The organism is Hoeflea sp. EC-HK425 (assembly GCF_902498795.1).
Lineage (GTDB): Bacteria > Pseudomonadota > Alphaproteobacteria > Rhizobiales > Rhizobiaceae > Hoeflea > Hoeflea alexandrii.
This window is the reverse complement of sequence record NZ_LR701572.1, coordinates 1,934,131-1,950,460: the sequence shown is the minus strand read 5'-3', so window position 1 is coordinate 1,950,460 and position 16,330 is coordinate 1,934,131. Positions and strand designations below refer to the sequence as shown.

Sequence of the window (16,330 nt, the reverse complement as noted above, 5' to 3'; positions counted from 1 at the left end):
AGCCGTGAATGGGCGCGGCATCAAAAAGCCATGGAGGCGGCGGTGAACAAGACCCTGTTCTGAAAATCCGGAATATCCCAGTTCAGATCGAAAGAGCAGATCCATGCCCCGTCCCTTTCTCGACGCGAGCGCGCGTCATCCCATCATTTTGCCCGATGGCAGTCCCCACACCGGCACAGTTCACCTCAATCAGGTGATCGATCATCCCAACATCACCATTGGTGACCACAGTTATTACTCCGGTTTCGATGCGCCCGGCGATTACGCTGCAGCGCTTGCGCCCTATCTGTATCCCGGCGCACCAGAACAGCTCGCCATCGGCAGGTTCTGTCAGATCGCCCATGGGGTTCGCTTCATCACCAGTTCCGCCAATCACGCGATGGACGGTTTCTCCACCTATCCCTTCGCGGTGTTCAATCCGGATCTGATCGGCGGCTATGCCGCCCAGATCGGCAACCGGCGCGATACCGTTGTCGGCAACGACGTCTGGTTCGGCTTCGAATCATTGATCATGCCCGGAGTGCGCATCGGCCATGGCGCGATCATCGCCGCACGGGCGGTGGTCACGGCCGACGTCCCCGATTACGCGATTGTCGGCGGCAACCCCGGTCGCGTGATCAGGCGTCGTTACCCGGAGGATATCGTCGAACGGCTGCTGGACATCGCCTGGTGGGACTGGGATCTCGAACGGATCGGACGCAATGTCGATGCGATCACCGGTGGAGACATCGCGGCGCTCGAGCGCGGTGCCGGCTGACGGACCGGCGTGACGGGCCCGAATGATCGGGTCTGCGAAAGTGATGCCGGACGCCGCACCTGACAGGGCAGGGAGGGGCAGGCGGCGTTGGGTCAACGACCCGCTCTCCGGTTGCCCGAGGGCCTGTTTGCCATGCCAGATCGGCAACTGTGGAGAAAAGTGACACGCCGCGCTGATTGCCGTCACTTCTTTCTTGCATTCCCTGTGCTTTTGACGCTATCAGGTCCGCCACCGGCCTAGGGGTATAGCTCAGTTGGTAGAGCGACGGTCTCCAAAACCGTAGGTCGCAGGTTCGAGTCCTGCTGCCCCTGCCAGGTTTTCCAGGCACTTAGAATAGAAACTTCGATGCCGTCGACATACGGCATCGAATTGAGCAGCGAATTTGGGCAGCATGGCCTGATGTCGTTGATATGTGACCTGTGTCAGACCTGTTTTCTACAACGACGGAATCGGGCGGACCAAGTCCCAATTTGATCGGAGTTGGCCATCCTATTTTGTCTTCACTTGGGGAGGCCGTCACTCGGCTGCAGAGCTTGGCCTGTACCAAATCGGCGCTAGAGCATTGGGCTGCGTTGATGCGAGCCAACAGAATGTGTGGCTAGCTGAAAAATGGGCGAGGGTCTTGGAGGTTGAATGCATTCAAAATGCAATGTTTGTTGGTCTTGGACATCATCGTGCCAACTCTGTCAGGTCTGAAAGCTGCTTGACCCTCCCGTTTCCCCCACACGGCTTCGTCAAGAGCAATTGACGCCAGGTGGCGTGTGTGTGCCGGCGACAGCTTCACCGCCGCCCACGGCGCGCTACACGGGTTTGACGACCGTAGATTGACGCAACGATCACCTGTTTGACAAAATCTTCGCCTTTTCGCGCTCCCGATGGTGCGCGACCCTGCATTTGGCTGAGCAGAATTTGCTGTCACGCCTTGCCGTCGGTCGCTGAAATTTGCCGCAAGCTCTGCAAACCAGAAGAGGTCTATTCGCTAATGCGAGCGATATGATTTCATGGCAGATAAAGCAGTAGAGGCTGTGCGTCAGAAGGACAGGCGCAAAACCCCGCGGGCCCTCAGACGGAACGAGCCAGTAGCTGAATCCCACCGCAAACGGGCTGTAGACCAGCCCACTCGGAGGCGGATCACTTTCGGAAAAGTGTCCATCCCGCAGGAGGTCGTGCAAGCGCCGTAAGTCGCTGACCCGATCACGGTAGTCAGAAATCAACGAACACTCTCCGCCATCAAATCTGTTCCCGCACACCACATGTCCATAAGCGCTAGCAAGTGCGCCCAACTCTTCGTTTGTCTGGGCATCAAGGTGGGACTTCGTAAGCCAGAGCGCCTCTTCGGTACCGGAATAGAGTTTGAAATCGAACAGAGCTTCCTGCGTCCATATATAGTCACTGCCTTGCGCGAAGTTGCGCGGCGCTCTCCGCTCAGGGGGTCCCATTTGCCTGATCTCGAAACCCGTCTTGGCGGCGCGACCGTGAAGGACAACTGCTGTCATGTAACGACTCCGTAACGGATACGTTTAAACACAGGCATGATAGCTACATGTAATGTTGTTGTCGCAAATATTTTCTGCCACGAATCGAAGGCGGTTAAGGCAGTATGTCTGACGCCATTCTTAGTAAAGAGTTGAAGAGGAAAATATACATGGTTAGAGATGATGAAGATGCCTGGCTCGTTCGACCGAGTGTTGTCAGTATGCGAACGACACTTTCTCGAACCACAATTTGGAGGTTGCGGCAAAAGAATCAATTCCCTGCTCCCATCCCGATTTCTCCAGGGAGAAAAGCGTATTCTCGGGACCAGATTATGGAATGGCTCCGTGGGAGAGAAAGATAAAAATCGTGTTCTTGGCCGCCGCGCCCCTTACATAGGGGTGCGGCGTATCTCTTGTTTGATGCATCCGGAATGCATAAGCCACAGTGCATTAAGGCAAGCTAGACCTACCCAACCTCCTACAGAATCCGCTCAATAAAGGTTCTACGGAGCACCTTTACTGCCTTGATTGCTCTAGGGAACGCAGCAGTCCATCCATGGAGCGCCTCGCAGCGGCTATGCCCGCACCACGTGTTGGACATCACAACAGAATGGCGGCTGACGGCATTTGGGGGGATGTAGCGGACGTTTTTACATGTTTTGCAGTCGTTTTGCTTGGGGATGTCACTGATCATCGGGCGTGGAACTGTGTACCACATTCCGAATAAACAAAACTCATCAGTCAAATTAGAGGAAAGGTCGACCGTTAGCTCCCTGATGGGAAGCCATCCCACAAGCAATGCGACGGTCACATATTCAATCGCTCCGTGATCTGGTCATGAATCCGATCCTAAGGCGAGAAAGCGTGTTCCCTAAAACATGCATGACGCTGGGTGTCCTGAGTGCCGCGGGCGATTGACATAATGCGCGGCAGAGCAAGGCCGGCAAACGAGACAGTTCAGTTCAGACCGAAAGAAGTCAGCGGCCAATACGGAAGGCCTAATTAGACCGAAAGCACTTGAAGCCGTCGTTTTCGTTCTCTACTAATCAAATAAGGTTTCCGCCCGAGCCTCCTCCCCCCAATGGGAAAGCATTTAGCATGCAGGGTATGAATTTGAGATTTTTCTGTGCGAGCACTCACATAAGGGGGGATTGTGTTCATAGTTCGCAATAGGAGAACCTCAAATGGACCTGTCTGCCCCAATCAATGAACTGAAAAGCAAGGCCAAGCTTCTTCGCCGCGAAACTGGCATTCCCCATAATCAGGCTTTGGACCGCATTGCCAGAGATGAAGGGTTTGCAAGTTGGAGTATTCTGATCCGTAAGTACGAAGATCAGAAACCAAGACCAGCGCAAAAGCCAACAAGCGGATACCCAATCAAAAGTCTGCCAATCGATTCTGGCTACCGAACTGAAGCGATAGAATTCGCTAACTCGAAATTCGAAGATGTTGTTCGTCGAATTGAACCTGGCAATCCACTACTGACGGCTGAACTCTGGAATGCAGCCGAGTACGTCGATAATCACCACTTGCGTGACGACATGTTGCCCATTGATAGCGAATACGCACTTTCGCTGATCGAGTCATCTTTAGTGCATTACGTGATCGGCTTAGCAACCAAAGCTGATGAAATGGCTCGTGAAATGGATTGATCCATAGCATCGGGGAGCCAGCAGCTCCCCGATGCTAGCTTGGTGCGAAGATCGACTTGCGGCGATTTTAAAATTATGACCTCAGTCGGCACTTATTTTCGATTTGTGGCGCGACCTATGAACGACCTCTTTTCGGCGTGTGACATAGGATAGTTATTCCAGTTCGAAAGGCCGCCAAGGGCCGAAGCAATCTTGATTCGAATTGGCAGTCAGGACTGAAAGCGGACACTGGTCGCCTTCGGAACGAACAACCGAAATGCGCTGATTCAAGACTGACCAGTTCTGATTGGCTACTCTAGATAGCGCGAGCGCTACATCAACGCAATTCGTCTTTCTCTGATTTCTTTTCGGCTCCATCAGGTTGTCGATATACCCCTGCCAATGCCGGTAGTACGACGACCGCCATTGATAGGTTTGAACTCGACAAGTAAATTTCGATGATGATGGGCAGTTCGACAAGAAAATGGCTTCGGTGAAATAAGATGGCAAGTTTTCAAAAACCTGACTTCGAAGGCGCTCGTGGTTCAAACACCGGAGATGACTTTCACGAGTTTTGGGCGGTTCGGCAAGCACTACGTCTAATTGAACGCGGGTCCGAGCTTAGTGCGATTGCCCTAGAAGGTCTTACTACCGATATCGGGTCCGGAAGCGAATGGGATGGGGTTGATTGTACCCTATTATATGGAACCGAGCGTGAAACCACAGCCGATAGGGTCGAATTACAGCAACTGAAGTACTCAGCCGCGAATGCCGGCGCATCTTGGACAATTTCGCGCATCTCGGCAAAAAAGAACAGGGGAGCAAATTCCTCCGTTATAGGAAAGTTGGCGAAGGCACATGCCGCTCTTGTGGCAAAGAGGGCAGCGCACGCCCCAATTACCGTCACGGTGCAACTCGTTACAAATCAGCAGATAGATGATGCCCTTATGAGGGCAATTGAGGAGGCGAAGGCTTTCGGTCTCTCAGACCGTGCAAAGAAATCCAGAATTTCGAGCGACCTCAGGGTACTTGTGAAAGCCAGCGGTCTGACGCTAACGGATTTTTGCCAGTTTGCGAAATCGTTCGACTTGGTTGGTGCAGCTGGTTCTCGCTTTATGATTGAAAGCGATGTGTTGAAACGAATTTCGCAGTGGGAAGATATAGAATTTGTTGAGATCGCCAGCGAACTACGACGGTATGTTCATGATCTCATGCTTCCGGAGCGTGCAGGCGAGTTTATTGCTAAGCACGACATTTTGCTGAAGCTTGGCGCAGGCGATTCATCAGTTCTCTTTCCCGCTCCTTCGTATATCGATTTCATCGATCGACCAATTAAGCGTAAGAGCGTTTCAGATGTCGCGAAAGCGATGTTGGGAGGGGAAGGCAGTCAATACCTGTGCGTGCACGGAAATGGCGGGCTTGGAAAGACTACCGCTCTTCAACTCATAGCCGGAGAGCTGCCCGAGCGGTCAGTCATGGTCGTCTACGATAGCTATGGTGCCGGTTCTTACCTAGATGCCAGTAAATCAAGACATCGGCAGAGGGAGGCCTTTGTTCAGCTATCGAATGACCTGGTTGAGAATATGCGGCTTCCAACCTACCTCGTTCCGAGAGATCATACCGATTTTCCGCGAGCGCTGCGTCGGCGAATTGAGGAAGCCGCTGCGCTCTTGTCCTCGTTTAGCGACAAGGCACTTCTCGTAATTGCGGCAGATGCGATCGACAATGCATCAACTGCCGCTCGGGCAAAGCATCCGCCTGAACCGAGCTATCTTCAAGATTTCCTGTCTTTTGACGACCTGCCGACCAATGTTCGCATTCTCGTAAGCTGCCGTACTAGTAGGCTACCAGAATTGTCAATCCCAACTCGCTTCCAGAGGATCGAGCTCGCACCATTTACAATTTCGGAAACGGCCGAACATGTGAGGAAATTCTGGAATGCGGATGATGATTGGATCGAAGAGTTTCACAACCTATCTAAGGGGGTCCCGCGCGTTCAGTCTTATGCATTGAAGTCAACCTCTGAGAATTATGCTCAGGCAATCAATGCGCTTCGGCCGGATGGCAAAGCACTAGATCAAATTTTCCAAACACAACTCGTTGAAGCATTTCGGAAGCATGGCGACGAGCGAACGATCCGGCGCTTTTGTGCTGCTGTCACCCACTTGCCGCGCCCGGTTCCAATCGAAGCGCTCTCTAGTGTTCTGGGTGTCTCAAGGTCTGCACTAGTTGACATCGTGACCGACCTGGTTCCCGGTTTCACTCTGGATGACGATAAGATTGGCTTTGCTGACGAAGATTTCGAAGCCTATGCAAGGGCTGCCGGTGTTGAGCACTTGGAAGAGGTAATGCGATCGGCGGCAGATCATTTCTTGGCAAAAGCATCAACCAGCGCGTACGCAGCCTTGGCTGTAGTGCCGATGATGTTTGTCGCTGGTCAATACGACAACTTACTCAACTTTGTAGAAGGGGAACCGGAACCTCCAATGGGGCTGTTACCGGATATCGCCCAACGGCGAGAAATAGGTATTCAGCGCCTTCGCACGGCAATCCGGGTTTGTCGTAAAGCCGGAAAAAATAGTCGAGCACTGCGTTTTATTATGATGGGGGCCGAGGCAGTTCATGGCGACGATAACCTAAGACAGTTTCTTATTGCGCATCGGCCTCTGGCAGTTCGGTTTGCAGAAGACTCAGTACGCCGCCTGATCTTACGTGATCCTGACTATGTAGAGAGCCACGGTCCAGTCTTGCTTCAGATGATTGGGCATCGAACGGGACCGGAGGATCGGTCGGCCATGTACGAGTCTCGGAAACGTGTCAGCGCCTGGTTCAGACTCAGATGGGATACCTATCTGGAAGATCGTGCCGAGAACGAGCATGCCCGAGCATGGTCAATTGAGGCTGAGGATTATGCGCAAATTCTCTACGCCGAAATAGTTACCTCCGGTGTGGCGGCCGCAGTAACCAAATATCGAGCGTTACGGCCTTGGCGGTTTGCTATGGATGCTGGCCTGGCCGTTGTCGACCGCCTTCTGGCTGAGGGTCACATTGAAACCGTCGAAGAGATTGCGGATTCGCTGCCGCTCCATCGCGCAGTGTTTGTACTTGTACCGTTAGCCATGTCTGGTGCGGTGGTGGACTCTGCAAGACTAGAGCACGGCATACGAGCTCTCTATGCGCTGGCAAATCCTAGTGCCAAGCTACTTGAGCGATATGGACCGAAACAAGAGATCGGCTCGCGTATCATCGATATCATCATATCTGGCGTGGAACTGCTGGTTATGAGAGGGCGACCACCTGTTGAGCTAGGGAGCTGGTTCTCTCCCTTTTTAGACACCGAAATAAGGAGAGTTGATCGCCTCCACAGCTCCGATCACAACCTGCTCGACGCAATCATGCGGTGCTTCTATCTTTGCCAAGCCCTTGAAGGCCGCGTCGGGAAGGTAGACGACCTGCTGGTCCCCCGCCCCAAGTCGGACGGAAAACAAGATAGTAGCAGAAGCTATCGGGATACGAGCCAACACGACCGTGGGCTTCGTGAAGTGGTAGGGTCTGTGTCGAGAGTCTATGCGTGGCGTGCAGAATTCATTGCTTCTCGCGGAACAACGGGGTTCGCTACCGATCTCGCACAAGACGCGTTGAGACATCTGTCCGAGAATGCGTGGAGCATCAACCGCCACTACGAGTCCAGCGGGATGCGCGCTAAGGCCGCGGAGAGTATCGCGGCCCTAGCAGCAGAGCCCAAACTTGCGACAGATATCGTTAACTTTGCGCTCGCAGTCAGAAATCGCTGGTCTTCTTATGCGACAAAGAACGCGGATACGCTGCTCGCTCGACTGCGCAGTGTGAAGCCTCTGCACGGCAACTTGGTGGCGAGTATCGCGAAAGAAGCTCATACCGTTAGACGCGACAAGATCGGAGCAGTAGATAAATCTTCTACACTGGCTCGATTTGCTGAATGGCTACTTTGGATAAGCCCTGACGACAGCAGGGCACTGTTTGATACGGCTTTGGAGGTTGCCGCGGAACTGGACAGCGAAGTCATAGACCAAATTCGGGCTGTGGCCGCAATTGCAGAAAGAGGTCAGCCTGCAGCCAAACGCCCCGAGAGGGAATTGGCCTGTGCCTTCTCTGACGTGCTGGAAGATGCAGGCATGCGCTTGGATAACCTAGAGGAGTTTCCTTGGAGCGCTGGAATGCGAACGCTGGTCTGGCTTGATCTAAACTACGCCTTGTCGTGCTCGGCACGCTGGCAAGACACGAACGTAGCTTCTTTCCATCAAACCCTTAATCCCCTGATTGATGAAGGCGTGAAGCGACGGCGTCTATCGGTCGGCCAATCTGCCTCAATGATGTTATTACTGGAGGAAGTTGAAGTCGAAGCAGTCGAATCCATCATTGTTGCGGCGCAGGAAATCCATCGACCCTGTGCGCAACTTGCCGAGTTTTTCGCGCAGAACCTTCTTCTTGAGCGGGTCGCGTTAGGTGAAGGCGCGAGCTCATTTATTATAGGGAAGGGGAGCGGTCACTGGGCCGAGCAATTTAAGAAGCAAGAGCATTTTATGCGGTCTCTGGCAGGAGCGCCCACACAAGAAGGAGCTATCTCACCAACAAGACTACGAAGGCCACAGCGTAGGACAATAGAAGTTTCTTGGACCAGAGATGACCTTGTTGATTCTGAACGCCTGGGTCGGAAGCTTGAGCGGACTTTGTCTGCGGCTAGAGATCAAAAACAGTTTGTCTCGGTGCTTGAAATCCTCACAGCTGCCCGAGGGGCAGTCGACTTCGGAGATCGGGTCGCACACCTTGACGCGCTGCTCGAACTGAAAGCGGACATCTCTGGCTCGGAATTGATATCGGGGCTTCTAGCCTCGTTGTCAGAATGGAACAAGCAGCCTGCTATCCAGAATTGGTGTAGAACGAAGTTACCGGAAGCAATCTCCGAATTTCTGCCCGTATTCAGCCGCTACTTCCCACGAGATGATGGTCAACTAGACCGCGCGCTAGAGCTTTCCGAGGCGTCGCCTGAGCAGGTGTTGTCGATTCTGATGTCCGGAATTGAGCGCAACGTAGGCGTCATGTCAGCGAGTGCATTGTTCGCAATTGTTGGGCGCATAGCTGTATCTTTGCCTGCTGGCGACGCCCATGAAACAGCTGCTTGGTATATCCGCCGGCTGCACGATCGGTTGGCCGATGACGACAAGGTGTCTTCTAATCTAGTCGATATTCCAGACACTACGGAGCAAGCAATTGGTCGCTTCTTCTTTTCTACCCTCGGAGATGTTGACGTGTATGTGCGGTGGCGTGCCGCACACGCAGTTAGATGCCTTACACAATTCGGAGAGAGTGCGACATTTGAGGCGGTCTGGAGTCAGTTTGAAAGGACCAATGATATTTCATTTCGACAGCCGGACGCGCCGTACTACTGGCTTGCATCTCGTCTTTGGCTTGTGATTGCCACCGACAGGATCGCCTACGATTGTCCTGCGCTCGTTGCGCCTATTGGCAGTCGGCTTTTCTTAGTCGCTACCGATATGGCCTTGCCACATATTCTCCTACGAGACTATGCAGCCGACGCGTGCAGAAAGTTGGTCGCTGCCAAAGCCATGAGCCTCACGCGAGATCAGGCAAAGCAACTGAAGTTGGTCAATAAATCACCGCTCCCAAGAGGTACAAAAAAGGAGCGCAATTATGGGAGTTACAATTTCTTCGATCAGAGGAAGAATCCTCGCCTGAGATTCCATTTCGATTCGATGGATACCTTGAGGTATTGGTATTCGAGTTGGATCGGCATTTTCGAAGACCTCACCGAAACGGATTTTATCGAGACTGCCGACAGGTACATTTCAGACGTGTGGGGTGTCGTAGATGAGCCCCCATATGGCTCCCCAGAAAAGCGCAAGGGCCGCTTTAACGATAGAAATTGGCAGCGTTCCTCCCATAGCCATGGCAGCCTTCCGACATTGGAACGTTATCAGAGTTATCTCGAATGGCATGCAATGTGGTGTGCGGGGGGAGAAGTCCTAAAGTCGCACCGTTTGGCGCAGCATGACTGGGACTATGGCACGTTGGATTACGAAATTGGCATCGATAAGCTTACCGTGCCTCCCATCTGGCTGTCCGATCTAGTTGGAAGTCGCCCGCTTTTGGAAAGCGTCTGGCGATCTCCGGAGAGGCCGATCGAAGAATGGCGCAAGGACGCGACGGATGCGGAAATCCTTGCCGAAATTATGGTAGCCGATAGGACCGGTTACCTCGTGGTCGAACAATCGGCCACAACTGCATCGCGAACGTTTCGCCATGAGGTGCGGGTAAGCACCGGCCTCGTGTCGTCAGATACAGCTCATGCGCTTATACGAGCACTCCAAACGACTTGGGACGATTATGACTACCTGATTCCGCCAGAGGGCAATGACCTTGAGATCGATACTGGCGACTATGTGCTGCGGGGGTGGCTTCAGAGCAACGATGGCGACAGTCGGTTTGATCGCGCCGACCGCTTTTGCAATGGGGCGCGACGTATTGAGTGCCAGCCTGGGCGCGCTGTTACAGAAGCGCTTGGTCTATCTCGTCAGACTGATCGCGGTGCCCGCTGGTTTCGTTCGGGGCACGCGGAGCCGACTTTCATCTACGAGGTGTGGGGTCATCCTGAAGTGCAAGACGACCGCGAACTTTACTACGACGACGGTGTTAGGTCTGATGGCTATCGGCTCTTAGTCCGCATCTCGGACTTGACGGAATTTCTGCACAGTCAGGGGCTGGAAATGATTATGGAAGCGGGGTTGCGCCGTGACGAAAAAGGAAAAAGCAGTTCTTCCTATGACGACAAAGAGTCGACCGAAGTTAGATTCGATCGGCTCTTCCTTTTCCGAATGGACGGTACAATACAAGCTGCCGAACGAGATGTTGGTACTTGGCGACAAGATAGTTAGCGCTCTCAATCTCCATAAGACCGTCGACACTCTGGGCAGGTGGAAAGCCCACCATCTTGCCGAGTTGATACTTGCTGTCCGGGATGCCAAGGAACCTCAAAGGGCAGCGGCAGAAGCAAGACTTGCAGACTTCTTGCGGGATTTCGGTCGACCATCCAAGGGTCGCTTTCGTCACGAGGGAGGCTACGATCTGAAAAAAATAGCGCCAATTCTAAAGGAAACCCTCGGCAAGCATTGATGCATACCCAAAATTACCAAAGCAAGAATTGGAAGTCCGCTTTTGGCATGATGGCCCTCTCAGATGAGTGGCTATGGTGGATACGCGAAGCGGTTCAGGTTGTCTCCGGAATGTCGGCGTTGATCCGAAAATACACTGATCTCAATTGGTATTGTGCGGAGAGCTAATTTTCGCGGCCTCGGGAATAAATGAATAGAAATAGGGTTAAGAGCTGTGGACTGGTTCGGTCATCGCGGAAGAAATTGCTAACATGGAACGCGGGCCGACATTGTTGACCGTTTCAGACCCCGTTCGGTCGTTCCAAGGTCACTGGCGGCTTGACAAAGCCGCCGCACATCGTGCTCCCAACCATCCGCAGCGTCGAGGCCGTCCGGGTTCGAGCGCAGGCTGGTGCAGATGGTAATGGGGCCCATAGTGGGAGCGCTATTCAACTAAGTATGCCAAGTCTACATGAGGTCGCATTCCGGGACGAATTTCCTTCTTTGTGGAGTTGTCCTGTAAATCAAAAAGAACGCTTGGCGAACATGCCTTAACTGTGAGATATTTGCGATCTGGGCATTCGCCTTCATGTCGGCGGCTGGATTATACAGCGCGTTCGAGGTGGAGTGCGGCGGCGAGGCGGTGGCGCAGGTCACGGTCTCATCCGCGCAGAATGGGCGGCAACGTACCTCTGCAGTGGTCAGGCCCGACCGTACCGATGAAGTGAAGCTAGCCGTAACCCTCTCTGTTTCAGGTTCCTGTTTGGCGGCTGGACCCATTTATTTCACGGGCCGGGCGGTCCCGCAGCGCGAGCGAGCGGCCCCCTTGCCTCAAGGCTCAAAAAGACTAAGGTTAGGTAGGAGATGCAGCTTATGCGTGAAACATGCAAAAACGTGCCAAGTCAGCACGGGCCGGGAGTCATGCGCGTCGCCTGACGCGTTGGTTCATCGGGTTGGCATTCGCCTTCATGTCGGCGGCTGGATTATACAGCGCGTTCGAGGTGGAGTGCGGCGGCGAGGCGGTGGCGCAGGTCACGGTCTCATCCGCGCAGAATGGGCGGCAACGTACCTCTGCAGTGGTCAGCGCCAGTCGGACGGGTGGGCTCACAAACAGGACCCTAAGGACATTTGAAATCGCAATCACGACTTAGGAAATTTGTGCAGAGCAAGTCGACGCTGCACAAAGCATGGCGCGTCATCCAAGAGAATGCGCAGACATCGACTTCGCTGGATGTCCGGGCTGAGGTTGATGAGTTCGCGGTCAATCCGCAGAAGAACATCAACGTGCTTAGTGGTCAGTTGTCCGCCGGCAGCTTCCGATTTCCGGAAGCCAAGGGCATACCGGTGGTCAAGAAGAATACGGATGGGAGCAAAAGCGCCAAGTTTCGCCCGCTGGTACTGGCCTCGCTGCGTTCGCGCATTGTCCAGCGTGCGATCTTGGAGGCACTGGAGACGGTTCCTGGACTTAAGCCGTACTTCCACAACCCTAATAGCTTTGGCGGCATAAAGAAACAGAAAGATGGGCTCGCAGCAGTTCCGGCGGCGGTTCAGGCTGTGTTAACAGCGATCGGCAATGGTGCCACCCACGTAGCCTTTGCCGACATCCGTGCTTTCTTCACGAAAATACCCAAACCACACGTGACAAGCATCGTTGCAAAGGTGACGGAAGATTCCGCATTCATGACGCTGTTTGAAGACGCCATCAGACTCGAACTTTCGAATATGTCCGAGCTAAAAGAGAAAGCACAGGCTTTTCCAATAGAGGCCATCGGAGTCGCGCAGGGCAATTCTCTATCCCCTCTGCTGGGCAACATCCTGCTTCACGATTTTGATCGCCGAATGAACGAAGGCGACTGCGTGTGTATCCGGTATATTGACGACTTCATCATCTTAGCGCCTTCGGCAGCTGCCACTAAAGCCCGCATGCGCCTGGCCATCAGCATTCTTGCAGAATTCCGCATGACTCTGTCAGAGGAAAAGTCCACGAATTCCCCCCTCCGGGTTTCTGACAAATTCGATTGGCTTGGGATCGAGTTCAACAACGGTTTCATCCGTCCATCATCGAAGGCGATCGCTAAGCTTGAGTTGAATGTGCGGAAGCGTTTCGACGATAGCGCCAAGGGTATGCGCGACACGAAGCGAGGCGAGCCGGTTCCCCGAAAACACTCCCTCATCGCGACCTTAAATCGGACCGACAGCATCATTCGCGGATGGGGTAAGCACTACCGGTTCTGCAACGATGAAGACCTGTTTGCCCGCATTGATACGAAAATGGCTGGCCTGGTTGGGGCATTCCTTGGCGAGTACCGGGACATCAGGAAGCGCCGGGCACCCAACGACGCGGCATCACTACTAGGAATAGATGAGCTCTTTCGGCAAGAGCGAAAGCCCTTGGTGTGGCCTTCCAAGCGTGGTTAGTCCGCTATCCGCCCGAATTTGCCAGATATATTTTAGCGTTTTCGGCCCAAAGTGGACGTCCGATTTGTGAATTGTCATACTGTGTTGATGGCAATTTGAATTCTGCTGTCGGGTTCGGCGTGCTTGGTGGCACTAGCCCTCTATAGCAAGCTTAAGCATGCAGTTTTGACCGTCTGCCGATCATCTTTTTTTGGGTTACCGGATATGCCACTGTGACATGGAGTGCGGCATGGCCTCGTTCTTGAGCATATTTATTTAACAAAAACAACACAATGTGCTAACGCGCGAAAAGGCGAGACAGTTCTAAGAACGTAAGTTATTAATAGCGCTGTGTGACATAGGTATGCATCAGTGACGGACGAGATCACCAGATTCCTAAAACAAAGCGGACCGAGTCTCAGCAGCGAGATCAGCGATCACCTTGTCAAAACGCTTCGGATCAGCGGCGACGCAGCCCGAAAGCGCGTCTCGCGCTTGCCGGAAGGCGTCAAGCGACTTGGCTTCATCACGTTCCCACGCAAGGCCCGGTTCATCTATCACGAGCAGCAGTTTGGGTCGGAGCTGTACTGGGAGCGGCTGATCGCGGCGCTCCAAAAAACCAACTCCGCATATGGTTTTGCGATCGCCGGCCTGCGGCTTCGCAGCGGCATCGTGCCGGAGGCGCACTTCAAGATAATGTGTGGAGCTCCTGTCCGACAGTCAAAGCATCTCTCCCCAGATACGATTTTTGAACGTTTGGAAAAAGCGGGCCTGCTCCAAAAGATAGATGTTCCAGGGCTCGGTTATTGCATCTGCCTGGCAAATTACGAGGGTCGGTATGATAAACTCGCGCTTTGCGTGCGAGCGCGCCTAGTCACTGAGAGCATCCTTCTTACCACCATTCGGGATTGGGTCCGCAAGCTTGGCCTTGTCAGCTACGAGCGGGTTGGCACACGCGATGGTGTGAACGTGCCTATGGTGGGAACCTTTGCGTGGGACATGACCGCGCCGTCTTATCTCGGCCCAATGTCGCGCATCGGTCGAGATGGCGTTGTGAAGCCGGGGTTTCTGGCGTGCGACGTACTGCTGGAAAGTGAAGTGGATGAAGCGGGCATAGCTCCCTTCGTCCGTAAATGCCTCACGTTACGCAAGCTGCGAAATGTAGGCCCATGCCTCCAAATGTTCGTAGCTGAACGTTACTCAAACGATGCATTCCTGGCCCTCAAGCGAAACGGCATCATACCGGCAACCCCGCGCACCCTATTTGGCCAGGAGGTGTCGGAAGCCCTGTCACAGGTCACGTCAGTCCTAATCGAAGCGGCTGAGTATGCGATCGATCCGGTGAAGCTCGACGGACTATTCAAGCGCCTCGGAAAGATTGAGGGGGCAGCTACCCAATTGCGCGGCACACTGCTAGAATTCATGGCGGCAGGATATTTTTCCCGACTCGTCGATAACGTGTGGACGAACCGGATTTTTAAGATAGACGGGCAATCGGCCGAAGCGGATGTCGTCGCCGTCGCCGAGGGCGTTTCTGTGACCTTCGTCGAGTGCAAGGGGTACAGCCCCTACGCCACGATACCCGACGCACTTGTAAAGAAATGGCTCCAGAAGAGCATTCCGATATTTCATAAGTCGGCGCTTGCGCACCCCGACTGGCGAGGTCTCGAAATAAAGTTCGAATTCTGGGCCACCGGCCAACTGTCACCTGAAGCGGAGGCCATGTTCTCTAAGGCCGCGGCCACTATCAAAAGGACCCGCTATGAAGTGCGGCTTCTTCGGGTGGATGACATCTTGTCCAACTTCAAGTCGCCCAGGGATCGGTCGCTAGCTCTGGCGTTGCGAAACCACTTCATGCGACCGCCCGCCGAGGATGAAACTGTCGAGTGGCCGTCTCCAGCACAGGATGAAGATTGGTCATCCTTCATCGAGCAGACACAATAGTGGAGCGCGTGATGGACCCTACAGTCAAGATGAGGAAGACACCGCTTGGAACGCGATTCACGAGGCAGCTCAACCGAGTGAACGACCAAATTTGCTTTGCTGCGCTCCAGCAGTGGGACTCAGCGAAGCGGCTTGAGACGCTTGCGAAGGACCGCCCGAAGGCTTTCTCAACTGAAGTATTCGAGGACAATCCTTACGCGAAGACGATCTATCGCCGTGCCAAGGAACTCCCAGAGCTATCGCGTGACGCTCAGGCGGTAGCTCTGCAAGCCGGTGTTGTGGCCTCCGTCGAATACATACTTGCCTACATGCAGGACGTGCAGGTTCTCCGGGAAGGTCTGGTCGCCGAAACAGGAGACCCCATCTCCGAAGATGCTGAAGAGGAGCAACTGCGCCAAAAGATTGAACGGTGGAAAGGGAAGCCGCCTACCAGCAACTACTTTCGAACGCTGGGCTACTTTCGGCTTCTGCGAAACCACTACGCGCACGTGAACGAGAAACCCACTAAGGCATTCCAATCCTACATCAGGTCTTATGGCACGCCGCTGAATACCTTCTGGCGCAATGGCGTGACCGATCTTCACGGCGTGGACTTCAAGTCTCTCGCAACAACCGACCTCACTCCCGACCTCGCCTTCGGAATCATGAACCTTCTGCGTGTTTGTCTGCGTCACGTGGACGATATGATCGCCGATACCCTGTCGCTTGCCGACATAGTGCGAGGTATTGTCATGCAGATTCGATTGGAACCGCGCAGCCGAAAGCTGCCGCATCCTCGTCTTGTCTCTAAAGTGGCTGCCCGCCTGAAGTTAGAATGGGGCCGCGAGGGTGATGCGATCCAGGTCGAAAAGGTTATTGAGGCGGTTCTCGCTGGCCCAATAGATTAGCCACTCTGAAATGGAAAATAAGTTAGTCGGTGTTCTTGCTCTTGGTCACTGCGACTGTGTCGGGGCGGCACCCTTGGAGTTTGGACCGAGA

General features: G+C 53.8%; 6 protein-coding genes and 1 tRNA gene. All 7 read left to right on the top strand.

What is annotated here, in order from left to right:
* Nucleotides 1-103 precede the first annotated feature (103 nt).
* The 7 genes from SPHINGO391_RS12185 (at nucleotide 104) to SPHINGO391_RS12150 (ending at nucleotide 16,239) form a co-directional block, all read left to right on the top strand.
* A complete protein-coding gene (locus SPHINGO391_RS12185; RefSeq protein ID WP_152009082.1) occupies nucleotides 104-757 on the top strand; it encodes a CatB-related O-acetyltransferase in 654 nt (217 codons plus the stop codon).
* A gap of 238 nt (nucleotides 758-995) precedes the next feature.
* Nucleotides 996-1,071, top strand: a tRNA-Trp gene (locus SPHINGO391_RS12180).
* A 2,345-nt stretch (nucleotides 1,072-3,416) separates the two neighbouring features.
* Complete coding sequence (locus SPHINGO391_RS12170) at nucleotides 3,417-3,884, top strand: hypothetical protein (RefSeq protein ID WP_152009080.1); 468 nt, start codon at nucleotides 3,417-3,419, stop codon at nucleotides 3,882-3,884.
* Nucleotides 3,885-4,366: 482 nt separating this feature from the next.
* A complete protein-coding gene (locus tag SPHINGO391_RS12165; RefSeq protein WP_152009079.1) occupies nucleotides 4,367-10,795 on the top strand; it encodes an NACHT domain-containing protein in 6,429 nt (2,142 codons plus the stop codon).
* A 1,374-nt stretch (nucleotides 10,796-12,169) separates the two neighbouring features.
* Nucleotides 12,170-13,429 (top strand): reverse transcriptase domain-containing protein, encoded by a 1,260-nt coding sequence (locus SPHINGO391_RS12160; RefSeq protein ID WP_193217271.1) that lies wholly within the window; start codon nucleotides 12,170-12,172, stop codon nucleotides 13,427-13,429.
* 351 nt (nucleotides 13,430-13,780) lie between these two features.
* Nucleotides 13,781-15,352, top strand: coding sequence for a hypothetical protein (locus SPHINGO391_RS12155; protein WP_152009077.1), 1,572 nt, complete (start codon nucleotides 13,781-13,783; stop codon nucleotides 15,350-15,352).
* Between the two features lie 11 nt (nucleotides 15,353-15,363).
* Nucleotides 15,364-16,239 (top strand): hypothetical protein, encoded by an 876-nt coding sequence (locus SPHINGO391_RS12150; protein ID WP_152009076.1) that lies wholly within the window; start codon nucleotides 15,364-15,366, stop codon nucleotides 16,237-16,239.
* Nucleotides 16,240-16,330 lie beyond the last annotated feature (91 nt).

What these genes read in the sequence shown, in the direction of transcription:
- SPHINGO391_RS12185 (WP_152009082.1), top strand. Translation starts at nt 104, where the DNA reads ATGCCCCGTCCCTTTCTCGACGCGAGCGCGCGTCATCCCATCATTTTG.
- SPHINGO391_RS12170 (WP_152009080.1), top strand. Translation starts at nt 3,417, where the DNA reads ATGGACCTGTCTGCCCCAATCAATGAACTGAAAAGCAAGGCCAAGCTT.
- SPHINGO391_RS12165 (WP_152009079.1), top strand. Translation starts at nt 4,367, where the DNA reads ATGGCAAGTTTTCAAAAACCTGACTTCGAAGGCGCTCGTGGTTCAAAC.
- SPHINGO391_RS12150 (WP_152009076.1), top strand. Translation starts at nt 15,364, where the DNA reads ATGGACCCTACAGTCAAGATGAGGAAGACACCGCTTGGAACGCGATTC.